General features: G+C 61.8%; 16 protein-coding genes. 8 read left to right on the top strand and 8 right to left on the bottom strand.

The window, feature by feature from the left end; genetic code table 11:
• Positions 1-940, top strand: a 940-nt coding sequence (locus A7X12_RS15500) for an IS1380 family transposase (protein ID WP_064312471.1), incomplete at its 5' end; no start/stop codon positions are given.
• A 177-nt stretch (positions 941-1,117) separates the two neighbouring features.
• Here A7X12_RS15500 and A7X12_RS15505 read toward each other — a convergent pair.
• Positions 1,118-2,227 (bottom strand): acyltransferase family protein, encoded by a 1,110-nt coding sequence (locus A7X12_RS15505; RefSeq protein WP_232318534.1) that lies wholly within the window; start codon positions 2,225-2,227, stop codon positions 1,118-1,120.
• A gap of 259 nt (positions 2,228-2,486) precedes the next feature.
• On the opposite strand from A7X12_RS15505, the gene A7X12_RS15510 reads away from it, so the two are divergent.
• Positions 2,487-2,912, top strand: coding sequence for a flagellar hook-basal body complex protein FliE (locus A7X12_RS15510; RefSeq protein ID WP_035386739.1), 426 nt, complete (start codon positions 2,487-2,489; stop codon positions 2,910-2,912).
• 33 nt (positions 2,913-2,945) lie between these two features.
• On the opposite strand, the gene A7X12_RS15515 is transcribed toward A7X12_RS15510, so the two are convergent.
• The 3 genes from A7X12_RS15515 to A7X12_RS15530 all read right to left on the bottom strand — a co-directional run bounded on the left by A7X12_RS15515 (position 2,946) and on the right by A7X12_RS15530 (position 8,124).
• Positions 2,946-3,590, bottom strand: coding sequence for a DsbA family protein (locus A7X12_RS15515; protein WP_035386738.1), 645 nt, complete (start codon positions 3,588-3,590; stop codon positions 2,946-2,948).
• A gap of 296 nt (positions 3,591-3,886) precedes the next feature.
• On the bottom strand, positions 3,887-5,230 hold the full coding sequence (locus A7X12_RS15520; RefSeq protein WP_016510730.1) for an IS1182 family transposase: 1,344 nt from the start codon (positions 5,228-5,230) through the stop codon (positions 3,887-3,889).
• Between the two features lie 1,604 nt (positions 5,231-6,834).
• The gene (locus A7X12_RS15530; protein WP_232318535.1) at positions 6,835-8,124 is read right to left on the bottom strand and encodes a hypothetical protein; all 1,290 of its coding nucleotides are present in this window, start codon (positions 8,122-8,124) and stop codon (positions 6,835-6,837) included.
• 278 nt (positions 8,125-8,402) lie between these two features.
• Between A7X12_RS15530 and A7X12_RS15535 the strand changes: the two genes are divergently transcribed.
• Together A7X12_RS15535 and A7X12_RS15545 are read left to right on the top strand one after the other, a co-directional pair.
• Positions 8,403-8,798, top strand: coding sequence for a hypothetical protein (locus A7X12_RS15535; RefSeq protein WP_198162046.1), 396 nt, complete (start codon positions 8,403-8,405; stop codon positions 8,796-8,798).
• Between the two features lie 17 nt (positions 8,799-8,815).
• Positions 8,816-9,966, top strand: a protein-coding gene (locus tag A7X12_RS15545) for an IS3 family transposase (RefSeq protein ID WP_156844008.1) whose coding sequence is annotated in 2 segments (ribosomal slippage) — positions 8,816-9,080 and positions 9,080-9,966 — 1,152 coding nt in all. Because the reading frame shifts where the segments join, the coding sequence is not laid out codon by codon here.
• A 186-nt stretch (positions 9,967-10,152) separates the two neighbouring features.
• Here A7X12_RS15545 and A7X12_RS25625 read toward each other — a convergent pair.
• Both A7X12_RS25625 and A7X12_RS15550 read right to left on the bottom strand, forming a co-directional pair.
• On the bottom strand, positions 10,153-10,947 hold the full coding sequence (locus A7X12_RS25625) for a hypothetical protein (protein WP_130119994.1): 795 nt from the start codon (positions 10,945-10,947) through the stop codon (positions 10,153-10,155).
• The gene (locus A7X12_RS15550; RefSeq protein ID WP_007406866.1) at positions 10,944-11,537 is read right to left on the bottom strand and encodes a recombinase family protein; all 594 of its coding nucleotides are present in this window, start codon (positions 11,535-11,537) and stop codon (positions 10,944-10,946) included. The genes A7X12_RS25625 and A7X12_RS15550 overlap by 4 nt, the downstream gene beginning before the upstream one ends.
• Before the next feature lie 147 nt (positions 11,538-11,684).
• On the opposite strand from A7X12_RS15550, the gene A7X12_RS15555 reads away from it, so the two are divergent.
• Together A7X12_RS15555 and A7X12_RS15560 are read left to right on the top strand one after the other, a co-directional pair.
• Positions 11,685-13,172 carry a Mu transposase C-terminal domain-containing protein gene (locus tag A7X12_RS15555; protein WP_064312474.1) on the top strand — a complete coding sequence of 496 codons (1,488 nt, stop codon included), beginning with the start codon at positions 11,685-11,687 and terminating at the stop codon, positions 13,170-13,172.
• A complete protein-coding gene (locus tag A7X12_RS15560; RefSeq protein ID WP_007406871.1) occupies positions 13,172-14,002 on the top strand; it encodes an AAA family ATPase in 831 nt (276 codons plus the stop codon). The genes A7X12_RS15555 and A7X12_RS15560 overlap by 1 nt, the downstream gene beginning before the upstream one ends.
• 83 nt (positions 14,003-14,085) lie before the next feature.
• On the opposite strand, the gene A7X12_RS15565 is transcribed toward A7X12_RS15560, so the two are convergent.
• Positions 14,086-14,637: a GNAT family N-acetyltransferase gene (locus tag A7X12_RS15565; protein WP_010408831.1), complete on the bottom strand. Its 552-nt coding sequence runs from the start codon at positions 14,635-14,637 to the stop codon at positions 14,086-14,088.
• Positions 14,638-14,678: 41 nt separating this feature from the next.
• On the bottom strand, positions 14,679-16,778 hold the full coding sequence (locus A7X12_RS15570) for a TonB-dependent receptor plug domain-containing protein (RefSeq protein ID WP_232318538.1): 2,100 nt from the start codon (positions 16,776-16,778) through the stop codon (positions 14,679-14,681).
• Positions 16,779-16,893: 115 nt separating this feature from the next.
• On the opposite strand from A7X12_RS15570, the gene istA reads away from it, so the two are divergent.
• Together istA and A7X12_RS15580 are read left to right on the top strand one after the other, a co-directional pair.
• On the top strand, positions 16,894-18,408 hold the full coding sequence (istA, locus tag A7X12_RS15575; protein WP_021238707.1) for an IS21 family transposase: 1,515 nt from the start codon (positions 16,894-16,896) through the stop codon (positions 18,406-18,408).
• Positions 18,395-18,823: ATP-binding protein (locus A7X12_RS15580; protein WP_198162048.1), on the top strand; the 429-nt coding region annotated here is incomplete at its 3' end. The genes istA and A7X12_RS15580, both read left to right, overlap by 14 nt.

Below are 18,823 nucleotides of genomic sequence, written 5' to 3' on the forward strand. Positions count from 1 at the left end.
CGACATCTACTGCGCCAGTTACCCTGCCGCGCCGGCGGCGGTGACGCTGGATATCGATGACACCTGTGATGTTGTTCATGGCTATCAGCAGCTCTCCTTCTGGAACGGGCATCATGGCGAGCGCTGCTTCCTGCCGATCCATGTCTACGACACTGCCACCGGCCGACCGGTGGCGATGCTACTGCGCACCGGCAAGACACCGTCGGGCGCCGAAGCTGCCGGCCACATCCGGCGCCTGGTGCGCCATCTGCGCCGGCACTGGCCCGAAACGCACATCACCATCCGCGGCGACGGGCACTATGGCCGACCCGAGGTCATGGCCTTTTGCGAGCCGGCCGGCGTCGATTACGTGTTCGGCCTGCCAACCAACGCCGCGCTGCGTGCTGATCCCGAAATCGTCGCTGCCGCTGATGCCTGCGCGGTTAAGCGGGCTCAGCGCCAATACCCGGTCCTGCGCAACTATGCCGAGACCCGCTACGGCGCGAAGAGCTGGAAGTGCCAGCGCCGCGTCGTCGCCCGGATCGAGGCCAGCACGCTGGGCATGGATATCCGCTATGTCGTCACCTCGCTGGCCGAAGGCTCGGCTGAGCAAATCTACGACACCCTCTACTGCGCTCGCGGCAACGCCGAGAACCTGATCAAGCGCCACAAGACCCAGCTCGCCAGCGATCGTACCTCGTGCCGATCTGCCAACGCCAACCAGATGCGCATCATCCTGCACACCGCCGCCTACTGGCTCGTGTGGCGCATCCAGCAGGAAATCCCGAAGGCTGCCCCGCTCGCCGTTGCCGAGTTCGCAACGCTGCGCCTGCGATTGCTCAAGGTCGCCGCCCGCGTCATCGAAACCGCTACGCGCATCCGCGTCGCCTTCGCGTCAGCCTGCCCCGATGCCAGCCTGTTCAGAGCCATTGCCACCGGCCTCCGGCCGGCACCCACATAACTAGCCCGGCAGTGCCGCCGAAAGCCCAAGCCCTCGTCCTTCAACCTCGAAAAGCCCATTGATCCTGACGCGGTGAAAAAACGCCGCCGGAGGCGCTTGCCCTGATCACCCGGCGACCGACAAATCATGCTCGGACGAACCCAGAGCGGTGGCCTCATGAATAGTGGGGTTAAGCCTCTACCCAGGTTGGAGATGCCGCAGTACCGCAGCGTTCAACCGGCGCCTCAGCGGGATATCGATGCGCGTGGCCATGAACCAGGACGCGGTGCAGAGTGCAGCCAGCAGGAGAATCCCGGACCAGGGAGCGGGTAATTGCGGCAGACCTGGTAGAAGTTTGGGCAGGCCCATTACCCCAATCCTGAAGACGGGGATTTGCAAGACATAGATGGGATAAGAAATTTCCCCGAGGAAAGCGCACATTCCTCGGCTTGGTACAGGGTTGCGTCCAATCGAAGCGGCTACAATCAGTGGAAAGACGAGCAGCACGCAGGCCGCATCGAATAACCCCCGCAAAACAGGTGATATGGGTGAACCAAGGGCACCGACCGTGATTGCGATGATGATGATTTGGGGTAAATTCACGGAAAATAGCGGTGCTAGTTTTCCTGTCTCCCGCGCGCGATGAATCAAAACTCCGACAAAGAATGAAAAGGTGACCCTGATTGCGGCAAGATGAGCATCAGGCCAATATGCTCCTCCATTGAGATTGCCGCGAACGAGCGCCAATGCCAAAAGCATCAAACCCGATATACCAACGATCACTCCCAGTCGTTTGTGAGTTAGAACCCCAAAACCAAAGCCGTAAGCAGCGTTCGCGAACAGCTCGAATGAAAGAGTCCAAGCTACGAAGTTGGCAGGAAACAGCGGTTGGTAGGGGATGCCCACAGGCGGCGATGGCAACATCACGAAGTTGAAGACGCTGGACAGTATTATCTCTGCTGCGAGATGATCGTTTCGATAATAGTATGCTAATTCAACGGTGCCCAGCGCCAGGGCCAGGATATAGAATGGGTAAAGGCGTATCAGCCGAGTGACGATGAACGCTCTGCCACCCATTCCGTCTTGAAGCCTTACATCGTAAGCGCGGGCGAGCACGAAGCCGCTCATGACAAAAAACAGGTCAACGGCAAGGTATGCTCCGCTCGCTACGAAAGGCGCAAAGGCTTGCGGATAATGCAAGGTGATGACGCTCATAGCGGCGAGACCGCGTAGAACGTTGAGGATATGAAAGGACCGTGATCGCTCTTCCGCCGTTCGTTCGGCGCGATGCGTTGCAACACAGGCCATCTCGTGATCCCCAACCGCGGGCCGACCCCAAGGTTGTCTGAACATGACAGGCCGCATCTTATTTTACGCGACGGCGAAGCTTACCCCTCAGGGTTCTTCGGCGGTGCACGTTCCAGAGGCGCACACGAGCAGACCGGCAAGCCTCTTCGCCCCGAGCAACGCGGCTGCGCCGGTCCCCTTAAAACATCGGCAATCTGTCCTAAGGTTTTTTAACCATCTCGTAACGCTTCCCAGCTACCGTTTCGCTTGGGAGATTGTTGTGAGCAATATTTCGGTCAGTGATGTCATGGCCTTGCGAAGTGCGGTTCTCGACCGGAATTCCGCCCTCCGAAATGTCGTCAACAGCAGTGCGGCGTCGCCGGCAAGCGCTGGCGGGATTGCAAGGCCTACGTTTGATGCGGCCATGAGCCAAGTGCTGCAAAAAGTTGAAGGCCCTGGCTCAGTTGGCTCGGCTACTGGAGCGAATAGCAGCTTCGCATCGACAATTGTAGAACAGGTGCTAAAAGTAAACGAAACAGGTGCAAAGGCCGGGGCGTTGACGGTCGCCTATGAACGGGGCGAAACCACCGATATCGCAAAGGTTATGCTTGCCCGGCAAGCGGCTTCAATCGGGTTTGAGGCGACGCTGCAAGTGCGCAATAAGGTTCTCTCAGCGTACAAAGACATAATGAGCATGGCAATTTAACAAAAACCAGATCGGTAGGTGTGCAGTCCAATATCATTTCCTCGAACTGCGTGCGCGCGCGAACAGCCTAAGGAAATCAGCTTTGTCGATAGCGCCCACTACCAGCACCGATCCGGCAAGGTAGCCCGGTGTCCCCGCCAGCCCGAGGGTGAGAGCCTGCGCCCCATTGGCACGCAGCTGCGCCATGATCTGCTGGTCGTGTGATACTAGGTAAGCACTTATACGCTTCCAATTACCGCCTGCTTTTTCGACGATATCTTGCAAAACGCTGTCGCTGATGGTTCTGCTGTCGATCATGAGCTGCTTGTGAACCGCCGGGTAAATACCCTGCTCGGCACTTGCGAGCGCAACTTGCGCAGCGCGCTCCGAGGGCGGTCCGAAAATTGGCCAGTCCTTGTAGATGACGCGGACATCTCCGTCGCTCAGGATCGCTTCCTCCATGGCCGGGAATGCACGCCTGCACGCAGGGCATCGATAGTCGGTAAAGGCCGCCAAACGGAGCGACGCTGTAGGCGGGCCACTCGCAGGAGATCTTCGGTCGTCGAAGATAGCCGCCAGTGCCTCGGGATTAGCGACATCCCGGCCGATCGGTGCAGTTCGTTTCAGGACTGAGCTGACGGCCCATCCACCGGCAATCAGGGTCCCGAGTTGCAGCATCTGTCGTCGATCTAAGGCCATGGTCAATCTTTATGCCCTTCAACCTCAACCGCTAACGAATACGGGAACCTGGACCGACTGGAATGGTTAACGGCTTCTGAACGGATCGATAGATGTAGCGGCTCGCAATGATGATCGCCTGGAACTGCAATAAAGGGGTCGGTACATAGAACGGACCCAGATATACGCTCGGTTTTTGAGAGCATGCCTGGCTTGAGGCTTAGCTCTCGTTAGCGCTCGAGACCGTTGAAAAAGGCTTGCGCGAAATCGGCGTGGCGGATGGCTGGTGACGCCGGCCACCGGGGATACGCCGCGTATCAGGCCGCCGCGGCCTGCCGGGCGAGCAACTGAAGGTTGTATGCCGCGGCAGCCATGGTGAACTCCTCGGCGGCTCCTGACAGGCCCCGCAGCTTGAGCGTTCGTAGCCCCAGGTTGCGTTTCAGATGGCCGAACACGCGCTCGATCCGCTGTCTTCGACGCCGTGCGTGCACATAGGCCTTGGTGCCGGCAAGGGCGCGCACGGTATCGCGGGCTTCCTCGCTGACGAGCCGGGTGACACCCCGCTTCGGACCGATGGTGCATTGCGGCTTCAGCTCGCAGGCGGCGCAATCGGCCGGCCGGCTTCGGTAGACGCGCACCTGCTTGGTCCGGTTGGTGCCGCAATAGCCGAGCAGCTTGTCCGCCGGACAGCGGTAGGCATCCGCTTCCCGGTCGTAGCGGAAGGCATCCCGGGTGAAGAAGGCGTCCCGCTGGCGGGTCCGGTCGATGACCGGGATGTATGGCGTGATGTTCCGGTCGATCAGCCAGCGGAGCAGCGGACCGCTACCATACGCCTTGTCGGCCGAGAGACTGGCGGGTTCGATGCCCAGCCTGATGCCGGCGCGTGACACCAGCGTCCGGGTCGCCGCCACCTCGGCTGCGAAGCGGGCGGGCGTGGCCTCCACGTCGAGGATGCAGTCGGTGTCGAGGTCAAGCAGGGGGTTGATGGCGTATGCGTATCGCGCCGGTCCGTGCTTGCAGGTGAGCGCCGCCTGCGGGTCGGTCGGCGATATGCTGGTCGGATCGACGGGCGCCGGTTCGTCGGGGCCCGGCGGCAACGCGGCATCGAGCGCCGCCAGGTATTCGGCGACGGGTCGCGATATGCTTTCCCTGCCACGAAGCTCGTCTGCGGCGTCGGCCCCCTTCAGCTTCTTCTCGCGGCTGGCGTCGGCCATGATCGTGCTGCCGTCCACCGCCACGTCGCGCCCCGCCACTAGCCCGGCCACGGCGCATCGTGCGACCACCTGCTCGAACAGCAGGCGATGCAGGTCGCAGGTGCGGAAGCGGCCGTGCCGGTTCTTGGAGAAGGTGGAGTGGTCGGGCACCCGGTCGGCCAGATCAAGCCGGCAGAACCAACGATAGGCGAGGTTGAGGTGCACCTCCTCGCACAAACGCCGTTCCGAGCGGATGCCGAACAGATAGCCAACCAGCAGCATCCTGAGCATCAGCTCCGGGTCGATCGAGGGTCGCCCACTCGCGCTGTAGCTCGACGCCAGTGCCTCGCGCACGAAGCCGAAGTCCAACACGCCGTCGATGCGTCGGAGCAGGTGGTCAACCGGCACATGCTCATCAAGCCGGAAGCCGTAGAACAGCGCGCCCTGTGCCACCTGCCGTCCCATCATGTCCGTGATCCCTTGCCGTCTGCCAAGAGTGAATCACGCCTCCATCGCCGTCGCAAGCACGCGTTTTTCAACAGTCTCGCTCGGATATGACATCGGTCATCGCGGCAACCAGTTCGCCCGTCGCTCCTCCAGCTTCCCACGCATAGACAGACAGTACTAGTGGTGCTTCTGCAGCGAAGATGGGGCTGGTGCGAACGGCATGTGCCCCCGTCGTGCTGATCGGCAGAACTGATACTCCTAACCCGGCCTCAATCGCTGACAAGGCTACATTTACGCCGCGATGGCATTTTCTGCTGCGGTCGAAGCGCTCAACATTGTTTCGAGGCGACGGGCAGAGAGAAGCGCGGCCTTAACGGACCGGAGCGTTTAGCGTTTCAAGGGTCAACGGCGCTGAAAACCTTGCTGACCCCCATCGCCGGCACCGTGTGTCGGCAGGCAGGGCGTATCGCGATGCTAGATGAATATGTAGGTCTGCTCAACGTAAGACAGCGCATCCCGAAAAAGCGGTCCGGCCCCTAATAACCTTAGACGGTATCCGGGTCCCCCCAAGCAGAGGAATTGCGTCATTTTCCGTCCGTTTCCCGGAATATGGTATGAAGCCACTTTAACAGGAGCGTCGCTGACAAGATGGCAATCCAAGGAACTAAAGGGTCCGTTTGTTCGGATGAGCCTACCTGAGCGAACCCAATTGCGACGATCAGTGTAGCCATCGTAACGGCTGTTAACAATATTTTGCCAGCTCTCGCTTCTGCTCGCCAGAGTAAATCTACAAGCAGAGCTATGGTTAGGGAAAGCAAAATACTAATAAAGCTAATAATCAGGAGCTCCAATTCTGCTTAGTAGAAAAAGCTGAATATATTTGTAATAATAAAAACTTACTGGGGTCGGTTCCGGCTGAGGGCGAAATGACACCCTAAGTGGACTGACTGGGTTGGGGGTAGGCGGCATTCGCGACGCCAGCGAAACTGGCTATGCAGCCCGGACAGGCCGTGTGATGTATGAGCATGATCCGATCTGCCTGCATCGCCGCTGCGCTCGTCCTCGGCCAAGCCGCGCCCTTGGCGGCACAGGACGCTCCGCGGGCATACGATTTCCAGGAACGGACTCGCGCACTTGCATTCGACCCGGTCCGCTTCTTTCCCGAACGGTCCGAACCGGCAATGGCGGTCCGCTACCTGGGAGACGATTACGGCTTTCCGGTTTACGCGATCGCAGTCCGTAGGGGCTGCACCGATGCCGACCTAGGCGAGGCACGCCGGACATGCGGAGATCGCCTGATAGCCCGGATGGTCCGTTCACCCTACGTAGGCAAACCGCCAAGGGCGCGAGTCCGCGGGCAGCGACTATTTGCCATGATCGCAAAGTCACCGCCGCAAAGCGATGATGCCCTGCTCCGTTTGCTCGATAAGGCGGGACTGGAGTGGCTAGAGGCCGACATTCGCAAATGTCCCACTGCAATGGCGCACCTCGCGACTGGACAAGACCTCAGGTTCTCGTCCGTGTTAAATCAGACCCGCCAGATGGCCCCTGTGCATTATTTGGACACAGACTCACGGTAGGCCGACACCGGCTGGTGCCTGCCAGTTTTTGCGGGGATCGAAGCGCTATTTGCGCAGCTTCTCGATACCGAGTTCTCGCCACATCCAGGTGAAATCGTAAGTGGCCATCGGATCATTCGGATCCGGCTGACTGCCGCTGCGGTTCTCCAGATGCTTCAGCCATGCCGAAAGACGTTGGCGGCCCGCTGCGGTCCGGGCTGCAGCGCGCGGCGTGATGTCGCCTAGCATGCCGACGGGCTCGTCCAGCGTAGCGCGATACTGACGATCGAGCATGGCATGGACGAGTGGGGTTGCCACCTCAGGCGCGATGGCTGGTGCCGGCTCAGGCCGGTTTTCACGATGTGCGGTCATGGCCTGTTCGACAGTCTCGATCGTGCTAAGCGGCGTGCCGACCAAGTCGCCCAATGTGTCTGCCAGGAGGGCCGTGCCGCGTGCCGCACGCTCGGCGGAGGTAACGGCCAGGATCAGCGCGCGCCCTTTCAGCTCGATATTGCCCAGCACCGGCGTGCCGTCCATCATCGTCACACCCCAGGCCATGTGGCCTGTGCCCTTCCGGGTCGATGTCGTTTTTTCGCCAAGCCAGTTCCAGACATGCGAAGTTTCGCGCTGCATGGCTGGCAAAAGATCGAGCTGGTCGCCGATCAGCGCATGGGTTGCGCCCCGCGCAAAGGGGAACCGGACGCGGTGGAACACCACTTCCTCACCATCGCCGTTGTGCAGCGTCGGTACGGTCATCGCACCCATTGCCCGGGGCACGACGTCGAACAGCCATGCCGTACTGAGGAGTGAAGGAAGCGCGCGCAGCTTGGCGTCGGTGAGCGCCAGCTGGCTGCACGGACTGCGCTTTCCCTCCACGCGCCGAAGATCGGCCATGAGAGCGTCGGTTGCCTCCATCGTGAACGATAGCACCCCACCCGATAGGAGATGCTTTCCGCCCACAATGACGACCCGCGTACCGATCCTGTCCCATTGTTTGAGCGTCTGCGAGGCGCTGCGTTCGGTGACGCGGACCGCGTCACCGCCCCGGATGAGATCACGAACAAGAAATCCGCTGCCAGCCTCGACGTCGCTGACCTCGTAGAGGCTCATGACCGAAGATTGCAGCGCACGCATATAGAGCTTGGCGGGGCCGGCCTCATTCCAGCCGCGACGTCGGATATAATCGTCGACGAGGTTCAGCGCGCCGGGTTCGACGGTCCGCGTCAGGAGATCTTCGAACGCGCATCCCCACAGTACGCCGGCCCAATGGTCGCTGACGATCTCGACAAGGTCTTCGAACTCGAACTCGAATTCCTCCATCGCCGGTCCAAGATGATCGTCCAGGGCATCGCGCAAATGGTCGGCCCAGGCGGGCGATGTGGCGAACTTCATGATGCCGGACAGGTCATGGCCGCGCTTCATACTCACTCTCCTTGCTGCTGGCGGTGCGCGGCCACGATGCGCGAAACGGTAGGGGCTGTTGAAAAATGCGCCGCTGGTGGCCGGGTCCGGTTGGGGGCGGAATGACACCCCAACGCATAGCGATCCCGTCTCGCATGGGATGGTCTTTTGGGAATGTCCGAGTTTGACAGGAAAGCGGTCGTTTACGGTTCTGTGCTAGTGCGGAATGAGCTTTGCGCGAGGTTGAATTGATATTTGAGCTAACACTCGCTTTGGCAATGCAAACGGTGAGCGGCGCCGATGTCGCGAAGCCTCGCCGGATTAGCGAAGAACTCTACTACCTCGACCCATACCAGCGGGGTGCCTACTCCTGCGACCGACAGGTCGCGAAACAGCAAGGTCGTATATTTCGTCGTCGGTTTGAGAAGCGGATCGAGGCGTTGAAGCAAAAGGAAGCCTCGGTCCTCGGAAGTGATCCAGGCTTCGATGTGGTGCCGCTGAAGCAATGCACCCCGAGCGATGTTGTTCGAAGCACCAAGTTTGTGAAAGCGCTCAATCAATTTGATGTTGATCTCGGTTCGTTGGAAGCGAAAATGGACTTGCCCCGGAAAAGTGGAGAGTTCCCTTGAGGTGAAAGGCGAACTCGATGACGAAGCAGCGACGTTTCACGAAGGAATTCGAGGAGGAAGCGGTCCGACTGGTGGCGACCAGTGGACGCACGCAACGGGAGATAGCGGAGGATCTGGGTGTCGGGCTATCGACGCTGGTGCGCTGGATCGGCCGCAGCCGGGATCGTTTGGTGGAGGCACCCGGTCAAGCGCCGCAGGCAGATATGGCTGCCGAGTTGAAGCGGCTTCGGCGGGAGAACGAGATCCTCCGGCAGGAGCGTGACATACTGAAGCGGGCGACCGCTTTTTTCGCCCGGGAGGGAAGTCGATGAAGTTCACGCTCATCGATCGGGCGAGAAAGGATTTCCCGGTCCACCGCCTCTGCCAGGTACTCGGCGTCAGCCAGAGCGGCTATTTCGCCTGGAAGGATCGCCCGGCCAGTCGGCGCCAGCGCGACGACATGGTGATGCTGGCGCATGTCCGCTCGGGGTTCGCGCTGTCGAACGGCACGTACGGCAGTCCACGCATGACGCGCGAGTTGCAGGATGATGGCTTTGCCATCGGGCGGCGTCGCACGGCGCGGCTGATGCGCGAGAACGGCCTGCGCGCCCGGCAGAAGCGCCGGTTCAAACGGACGACCGACAGCGAACACGCCTGGCCGATCGCGCCGAACATCATCGACCAGGATTTCACCGCGACCGCGCCCAACCAGAAGTGGGGCGTCGACATCTCGTATGTCTGGACCAGAGAGGGGTGGCTCTATCTGGCCGTGGTCATCGACCTGTTCTCCCGTCGCGTCGTCGGCTGGGCTGTCGGCGACCGGCTGCACCGCGATCTCGCGCTGGCGGCGCTGCGCAAGGCCCTCGTCCTGCGGCGTCCGCCCCAAGGGCTCATTCATCATTCGGACCGCGGCAGCCAATATTGTTCCGTGGAGTACCAGGCCGAGCTGCGTCGCCACGGCATCCGCATCTCCATGTCCGGCAAGGGGAATTGCTACGATAACGCGATGGTCGAGACGTTCTTCAAGACGATCAAATCCGAACTCGTCTGGCGGACGGTCTTCTACACCCGTGACCAGGCCAAGCAGGCCATTGCCCGCTATATCGATGGATTCTACAACCCGATCCGGCGTCACTCCGCGCTCGACTACATCAGCCCCGCGCAGTTCGAACGAACCGCGTCACGCTGAGCAAATGCCTCTCCACTTAAGCGGGGCAAGTCCAAAAGCCATCAACCTGATCCAGCGTCAACTCTCGACCGTTAGCTCCCGACCATCGGTTCGCTGTTGCGCGGTCGATCATGGGCGCTTCCAGCCGTTCCCGAAAACGAACCCCAGCCAGGATCACAGAAGGTGAGGGAGGGCACTTTGTAGCTTTCAGCGGTAAATGTCACGAAGTGACATCACTGATTGTCGCCTCCTGCGGCCTGCTCCTTTGGGGAAGCACTGATAAAGCCAGCTTTCCCGCTCGGTCCGGCACGTTGCGCTCTGAGGAAGGGCCTCATCATAGGCTTGGTGAGATCCGTCCAGCCTGAAGGATCGTGGTTTGTGCCAGCGCCAGTCCATCCATCGATTTATCGGCATCAGCACGTTCGTTCCTGCTTCACCTCGCTTTGCCGAACATGACGTAACCGAAAGGCGCGACAGCCAGGAAGCCGCGAACAGACCACGTCGCAATCTGCCGAACAGGCATTGGCCGGCAACAGGAAGGCCAATGATTTCGGTCGATGATATCCGCATAATATTTGAGGGTGAGGAAGGTAGCATAGTATAAATGCTGAACTGATCACCTGCCTGCTCGACGCGGGCGATCGGCAGTTCGACATCTCCGAGAGGGGTGCCACCACGGTCATTCAGCAGACCCAGTGCTGCCCAACCGGCGAAAGCACCCATCATGGCCGAGGTAAGCCAATAACCGATGCGGCCAATGGTAGACTGACGCCGCATCAGAGGAACATAAAAAGCCGCAGACCCCAAGCCAGCTATCACGCCTAAGAGGCTACCCCAACCGAGAATACTGGTGAGGCCGGGTGTAACCGGCGCAAACGGACGTGAAAAGTAAACAACGGGCAGCGTGATGGATGCTAGAAGTGAAACCAGCCACAGCCCTTGGCGAAGGATGAAGTCGAAGCGGCGAGCACTACTCGCATCTTGTTGTTCGGTGAGATTCATGCCGCTGCCGCCGCTGTGGCAGCATGCCTGCCGAGCGTTCGATAAACGGTCGGCCGGGAAATCGAGAACAGCTCGGCGAGGTCGCTGATCGAGTAGTCGTCGGTATCGTACATGCGACGAAGCTCCTTCTGCTGCCGATCGGACAGCTTGGGCTTCTTCCCACGCAGCTTCCCCTTAGCGCGGGCGACCGCCATGCCCTCGCGGGTGCGGAGCTTGATGAGGTCCGCCTCGAACTCGGCAAAGGTGGCAAGGATGTTGAAGAACAGCTTACCCATCGGGTCAGCCGGATCGTGGACGCTGGCACCAAGCTGTAGCTTCACCCCACGGGCAGCAAGGCCGTCCCCGATCGCGCGCGCGTCCGGAACTGATCGCGCGAGCCGGTCAAGCTTGGGCACTACCAGCGTGTCGCCGCTTCGTACTGCGGCTAGTGCTTGGTCGAGGCCGGGGCGATCCCGGTTCGTGCCGGTGAGCCCCTTGTCGGTGTAGATGCGATCGGCCGCCACCCCGAGCTTGAGCAGCGCGTCATGCTGGGCGGCAAGGTCCTGTTTGTCGGTCGAGCAGCGGGCATAGCCGATCAGCGTGTGCGTCATAGCCGGAGTGTAACGTATAAGGCCCCATCACCGCAAAACATATGGTACCATCTATGTGAGACTCGGCTTTCGGCCGCTTTCCGTGCTGTTGGAGATCGACCGGCCGAGTCCGCTGAACGATCCTCTATCGGACAGGGGGCGATCACCATGGCGGATGGTCGAAGATCGGAGACAGGAGGCGCGGAGGTGGCGCGGCGAATGGCGGCACTTCGCGCCCATCTGCATGGTGGCGCGTCGCTGGCCAAAGTCGCGGCCGATGCCGGTGTTTCGCTGCGCACCGTCCAGCGATGGCTCGCTCGCTATACCGCCAACGGTCCAATGGGCCTCGCGCGGCCGCTTCGTCCGGAAGCTGGCACACGGACGTTCCCGGAGGGTCTGGTCCAACTGATCCAGGGCATGGCGCTGACGAAGCCGCCGGCCTCGATCGCAACCATCCATCGTCGCGTTGTGCATGTCGCTAGCGAATATGGATGGCACACGCCGTCCTACGGCAGCGTTCGCGATATCGTGCGCCGGATCGATCCTGCGATGCTGACGCTCGCGCATGAGGGCGCTGCCGCTTTCCGCGACAAATACGAGATGGTCCATCGTCATCGCGCCGATCGCCCGAACGCGATCTGGCAGGCCGACCACACCGAACTCGACATCCTCATCCTCGATGCTCGTGGCAGGCCGACACGGCCGTGGCTGACGACGGTGGTGGACGATCATTCCCGCGTGATCGCAGGCTACATGGTGTTTCTCGGCGCGCCATCCGCGCTCAATACGTCGCTCGCGCTGCGCCAGGCCATCTGGCGCAAGGCCGATCCGGCATGGCCGGTGTGCGGCATTCCCGATGTGCTGCACGTCGATCACGGATCGGACTTCACCAGCCTCCACCTCGAACAGGCCGCGGCCGATCTGCGTATCAGGCTGATCTACTCAGCCGTCGCCCGTCCGCAGGGGCGTGGCAAGATCGAGCGGCTGTTCCGGACCATCAACACCGAACTGCTGGCCGAACTCCCCGGCAACCTGCGCGCCGGCAAGACGGTATCCCCACCGGCCCTTTCACTGGCCGAACTGGACGCGGCGATCGGCGCCTGGATCATCTCGACCTATAATGCGCGTCCCCACCGTTCGATCGGGGCGGCACCGATAGCCGCATGGCGGGGCGATGGCTGGTTGCCCCGGATGCCGGAGACGCTTGCCGAACTGGACATGCTGCTGGTCATGGTCGCCAAGCCCCGCACCGTTCACCGCGACGGCATCCGCTTCGAGGGATTGCGCTACTTCGATCCGACGCTGGCAGCCTACGTCGGCGAGCCGGTGACGATCCGCTACGACCCCCGCGACATGGGCGAAGTCCGCGTGTTCCATCGCAACGTGTTCCTGTGCCGGGCGATCGATGCGGATCATGCCGCGAACAGTGTCACCCTAAAGGACATCCAGGCGGCGCGGATCGCGCATCGGCGTCGCCTGCGGCAGGAGATCAGGGAGAAGCAATCGAGCGTTATAGACTATCTTCCAGCGATCCTGCGCACTCCGGCTCCGATCGCGAAACCGGCGCGATTGCCTGAATTGGCGCCGGTCTCCGCAGCGACTCCGGCGCCGCCACCAAGCCGGCCGAAGCTACGCACCTATTATGAGGGCGACTGATGACCGCCGGCAGTACGCGCGCGACCAGCTTCATCTCGACCCAAGAGCACCGCCGCTTCATCGAGTTCGCCGACGCCGTTCGGAAGCATCGCTACATCGGCCTGTGTCATGGCCCAGCGGGCGTCGGCAAAACGCTCTCGGCCTGCCGGTATGCCCGATGGCACAAGGCTGCGCCCCTGCTCACCGTTTGGGGACCACGCGATCCATCCGACCTGGAAATCTATGCCCACCTCGCTCAGGCACGTGCGGTTTTCTACACACCTTCGGTCGGCAGCACGTTGCGCGAACTGCGGCAGGATCTGCCCCGGCTGCTCGACCGAGTGGACCATTGCATCGACGAACACGTCCGGCCTCAGAAAGTCGGACAGGTCCGTTATGTCAGTCGTCATACCCGCTACGTCGAAATGGTGATCGTCGATGAAGCCGAGCGCCTGTCGACGACGGCGCTGGAATACATGCGTGACGTGTTCGATCGGCAGGGGATCGGGCTCATCCTGATCGGGATGCCCGGTATCGAAAAGCGCATGGCGCGCTATCCCCAGCTCTTCAGCCGGGTCGGCTTCGCCCACCAATATCGGCCGTTGCAGGATGCGGAGCTGACCTTCGTGCTGACCCGCCGCTGGCGCGACCTCGGCCTTGCCCTCGACGACGCCGATTTCACCGACGCGCAAGCGGTCGCGGCCATCGTTCGGATCACAGGTGGCAATTTCCGGCTACTGCACCGCCTGTTCGTGCAGATCGAGCGCGTGCTGAAGATCAACGGCCTCGCAACCATCAGCGAGGATGTCGTGGAAGCCGCCCGCAGCACCCTCGTCATCGGCGTCACCTAGTGCTGACATTCGTGACATTTACCGCTGAAAGCCACACCAAAGTCCTGAGTTCCGAGCGTCTCGTATGTCGCTATTTTGCGACATCACTGCAGTGACTTGCCCATCCGGACTAGCGGTACCGACACGCCATCTGCTGCTGCTGCAGCGATCGGCGCCTCCAGTCGCCGGTATCCGCACGCCGTGTAGAGCGGCTCCCCCGCCAGCGTAGCCATCATCTCTGAGCGAACGAAACCGGCGGTGCGCGCGGCGCTCTCGCACAAGTCTAAGATCATGCGGCCGAGGCCGCGCCGAACATAGCCAGGGTCAGTGTACATCGCACGGATCCGCGCCGCATCGATCGCCGGATCGAGGCGTTCGGGCTCTCGGGCCACGATGCTCGCGTCTCCTCCGAACAGCGTCTTGCGGTAACTCCACCCGCCACAGCCCGCGATCGTGTCCCCGTCGAGCAGCATGAAGTAGGTACCATCCCGCAGCAGTTGCGTGTCCAAACCCATTACCTGATGGCTGGCACGGATCTGATCAGGTGTCAGAAAACCTGATTGCAGCTGGTCGATGGCGCGGCGGATCGTGATCTTGAGGGCGTCCAGATCGTCGATCGTGGCGGTGCGTGGAGTAAGCTTCACGTCTTGTCCCATGAGAAGCGGTGAGACGGACCGATCCGCCTCACCGCTGCTTGTCAGTACTTCACGCGCAGACGCGTATAGTAGAAGCCGCCGTTGAATCCGAAGGGGCCGCCATTTCGCGGGTATACCTGACCATCAGAGGTCCCGCCGGTTAGCGGATAGATCTGCACGGTCGCGGTCGGAGCGAGCCGATCGGGCCGTTCGTCGGTGAAATTCTGCGCACCGACTGCCAGCGTGAAATGGTCGGCAAAGGTATAGCTCAGCTCGAGGTCGGTGGTGAACTTGCCGCCGAAACGCTGATTAGGCACGCCGTTGGTCTGACCGTAATCCTGCGCACTGGTGAACGAGCTATAATAGTTCTCGCGCACGTTGAAGCTCAGGTTGTCGAGCGACCAATTGCCATTGAATACCACACGGTGCTTGGGTGCTAAATTCTCGGCATCGATCAGCTGCGCCGCGCTGATGATCCGCGTGTTGTAGTCGACGACCTTGGTATCATTGTAATTGTACGCGATCGAAAAGTTGAGCAGTGCTTCGCTCAGCGTCGTGCGCCAGGTGCCGACGACATCGATGCCGCGGGTGCGCGTCTTGAACCCGTTGGTGAAATATTGCACCTGCCCGCCGACGCCGACTGGGAGCAGAGCGGGCTGCGCGGCGAGATCGGCCGCGGTGACGATGAACGGCGAGGTGAGGCCGATGCGGTTGCGCAGATCGATCTGATAGCCGTCAACCGTGATCGTCATGTTGGCGACCGGTTCCAGGATGAAGCCAGCGCCGTAGTTGGTCGACTTCTCCGGCGTCAGATCGCTCGCGCCGTAATATTGCGCCACTGCGGTGTTGGTCGGGTAGGTGCCGCTCTGGAATGCGACGCCGTTGTTGAACGAGGTCGTCACAATCGAGACGTTGGATTGACCGGGCGAAGGCGCGTGGAAGCCGGTGCCGATGCTGCCGCGGACAGAGAAGGCGTCAGCGAATTTGTAGAGCGCGTTGACCTTACCGACCCAGGCGTCGCCGAAGGTGTTATAATGCTCGTAGCGGCCGGCTGCACCGACCGTCAGCGCTTCGGTCAGATCGGTCTCGAGCCCGACGTACAGGCCATAGGCTTTCTGGCTGAACTTGCCCGCTGTCTGCGGGCTGGTGCCGGCATAGCCGCTCGCACCGACACCCTGCGCGGCGGTCGTGCCGGAGAAGGCGTACACGCCGGGCGCGGTCTGCGTGTAGAGCCGCTGCGCGACCGCGTAAGGACCGGCGGCATAGGATTGCTCGTCTCCGGCAGTCTGCTCGTAGGTTTCCTTGCGGAATTCACCACCGAACGAGATCGTCAGTGGCGCTGCGAGCCCGAGGTCAGCGGCATAGGTGAAGTCGGCGTTGGCGTTCACTTCCTTCTGGATCAGATCGCCGAAGTCGAAACTGGTCTGGGTCGCGGGACCGAAGGAGAAGTTGGCCGAGCTGTACATCGACAGCGCCAGCTTGTTTCGCGCCCAGGTGCCCGACAAGTCGTAGCTGAAGTCGCCGCTCGTCCCCTTGTAGCCGACTACGCCGTAGATCTCTTGCGACTTGCCGACGAAGCGCGGCGTGAAGCCTGCCGGATAGAGGTTGGCGAAACGGAAGGTGTTGGTGTCGCGCACGAAGCCGCCTGCAGGGCAAGTAGCGTTGCCGGTTGGACACGGCGTCAGGAAGAAGGTGTTGTTGAAGGCGCCGTTCGCGCCCTGGTTGCGCACCACGCCATTGGTGTCGACCGCGGTGCTCGATACGGGAGCGCGGTAGTTGAAGCTCTGGTTGCCCTTACTCTCGGCGTAATTGCCGAACGCGTAGAGCTTGCTGTTGTCGGTGACGTTGATCGCGGCGTTCACCACCGATTTGAACCCGTGCATGGGCGAATTGCCCCAGATCTGCACCGGTCCGGGAAAGTTCGGCAGTTGCGACGCGAGCGCGGGGAAGTTCTGCGCGAAATTGGCCGCCGACGGTCGCGTGACACCGCGGCTGGTCTGGCCCTCGTCGACGTATTCGGCGGTTGCGCTGATGAAGCCCCAAGTGCCTTTGAGGCCGGCGTTGCCGGCGATCTGGTAGCTCTCGCCGTCACCCGCGTAGTACTGGCCCGCCCGGCCGACGATCTCGATCCCCTGATCTTCGCGCAGACCGTAGTTCAGCACTGAGGATCAGCGTGCAATAGGCACCCCCTTCGTGGGGTGATCGGCGTGCAAAAAGGACCCCTTCATCCCGGGGATTTAGTCGGCCGACTGGTTTTGATCAGTTGGCGAGAACGGGATGTTGATCGTGGAGACAGTGGTTCGGATTCGGCGTGAGCATGCAGCGGGTAAGGCGATCAAGGCGATCGCTCGTGACCTTCGTTTGTCGCGGAAGGTCGTCCGCAAAGCGATCCGGTCGCCGGAGGCGGCGTTCAACTATCAGCGCAAAGTCCAGCCGCTGCCGCGGATCGGTCCTTATCAGGATCGTCTCGATGCGCTGCTTGAGGAGAACGAAGGTCGCGGCCGCCGCGATCGGCTACGGATGACGCGTATCCATGACCTGCTGGTGCGCGAGGGGTTCGATGGATCCTATGATGCGGTGCGCCGCTATGCGGCGCGCTGGCGTGCTGCGCGGCGGAAGGATGCTGGCGAAGGCGCACCGGCGTTCATCCCGATGACCTTCCAGCCGGGTGAGGCCTACCAGTTCGACTGGAGCCACGAGGATGTGGAGATCGCCGGCAAGCCGATGCGGGTGAAGGTGGCGCATATGCGTCTCTGCGACTCGCGCGCACCCTATGTCCGGGCCTATCCGCGCGAGGGCCAGGAGATGCTGTTCGATGCCCATGCCCGGGCGTTCGCGTTCTTCGGCGGTGTGCCGCGACGCGGTATCTACGATAATATGAAGACGGCGGTGACGGCCGTGTTCACCGGCAAGGAGCGTGTGTTCAACCGCCGCTTCCTGATCATGACCGATCATTACATGGTCGAGCCGACCGCCTGCTCGCCGGCGGCGGGATGGGAGAAGGGCCAGGTCGAGCAGCAGGTCCAGACAATCCGAGGCCGCTTCTTCCAGCCGCGGCTCCGGTTCGCCAGCCTGGCCGAGCTCAACGGGTGGCTGGAGGCCGAGTGCCGGCGCTGGGCCGAGCATCATGCCCATCCCGAACGCGGGGATATTACCGTCGCCGAGGCGCTGGATATGGAGCGACCGGCCCTGCAGCCGATCCTGGCACCGTTCGACGGCTTCCATGAGAGCGAGCATGCCGTCACCGGCACCTGCCTCATCAGCTTCGATCGCAACCGCTACTCGGTCATGTCGACGGCCGCACGCCGGACCGTTCAGGTGCGCTCCTATGCCGATCGCATCGTCATACGCTGCGGCGATGCGATCGTCGGGGAGCATGAGCGCCACTTCGGTCGGAACCGCACGATATACGATCCCTGGCATTATCTGCCGGTCCTCGCGCACAAGCCCGGCGCGCTGCGTAACGGCGCACCGTTCCAGGACTGGGATCTGCCGCCCGCCCTGCACCGATTACGGCGAAGGCTCGGCACCGGGGACGAGGCCGATCGCAGGTTCGTGCGGGTCCTCTCGGCGGTGCTCACCGATGGCCTGGAGCCGGTAGAGGCTGCCGTGCGCGAAGCGTTGGCGAACGGAACGGCCAGCGACGAGCTGATCCTCAACATCCTCTCCCGGCGCCGCGAGCCGGCGACACCCCACAGCATCGTCACTTCGGAAGACCGGATGCTGCAGCATCCTCCGCTCGCCGACTGTGCCCGCTATGATCTGCTGCGAGGCTATGATGCAGCGGCATGATATGATCGACACGATGCGCGGCCTCGGACTCAAGGGCATGGCGGCGGCGTTCGACGAGGCGGTCACCACCGGCCTCCAGCGCAAGCGCACCACCATGGAGATACTGACCGACCTGCTCCGTGCTGAGGCGACCCACCGGGATGCAGCCTCCATCCGCTATCGGATGACGGCTGCGAGGCTGCCCGTGGTGAAGGACCTGGAGCGGTTCAGCTTCGAGGGCACACCGATCAATGAGGAGATGATCCGCTCCCTTCACGATGGCTCCTTCCTCCCGCCTCGCCGCAATATCGTGCTGGTCGGCGGCACGGGGACAGGCAAGACCCACCTCGCCATCGCGATCACCGCCAATGTCGTGCGAAGGGGCGCTCGCGCCCGCTACTTCAACACCGTCGATCTGGTGACACGCCTCGAAGAG

The organism is Sphingomonas sp. TDK1 (assembly GCF_001650735.1).
In the GTDB taxonomy this organism is placed as follows: Bacteria; Pseudomonadota; Alphaproteobacteria; order Sphingomonadales; family Sphingomonadaceae; genus Sphingomonas.

Excerpts from the sequence above, each read along its gene's own strand:
- A7X12_RS15565 (WP_010408831.1), bottom strand. The coding sequence starts at position 14,637 with ATGGGACAAGACGTGAAGCTTACTCCACGCACCGCCACGATCGACGAT.
- A7X12_RS15515 (WP_035386738.1), bottom strand. The coding sequence starts at position 3,590 with ATGGCCTTAGATCGACGACAGATGCTGCAACTCGGGACCCTGATTGCC.
- A7X12_RS15520 (WP_016510730.1), bottom strand. The coding sequence starts at position 5,230 with ATGATGGGACGGCAGGTGGCACAGGGCGCGCTGTTCTACGGCTTCCGG.
- istA (WP_021238707.1), top strand. The coding sequence starts at position 16,894 with ATGTTGATCGTGGAGACAGTGGTTCGGATTCGGCGTGAGCATGCAGCG.
- A7X12_RS25625 (WP_130119994.1), bottom strand. The coding sequence starts at position 10,947 with ATGAATCTCACCGAACAACAAGATGCGAGTAGTGCTCGCCGCTTCGAC.
- A7X12_RS15505 (WP_232318534.1), bottom strand. The coding sequence starts at position 2,227 with ATGGCCTGTGTTGCAACGCATCGCGCCGAACGAACGGCGGAAGAGCGA.
- A7X12_RS15560 (WP_007406871.1), top strand. The coding sequence starts at position 13,172 with ATGACCGCCGGCAGTACGCGCGCGACCAGCTTCATCTCGACCCAAGAG.
- A7X12_RS15555 (WP_064312474.1), top strand. The coding sequence starts at position 11,685 with ATGGCGGATGGTCGAAGATCGGAGACAGGAGGCGCGGAGGTGGCGCGG.
- A7X12_RS15550 (WP_007406866.1), bottom strand. The coding sequence starts at position 11,537 with ATGACGCACACGCTGATCGGCTATGCCCGCTGCTCGACCGACAAACAG.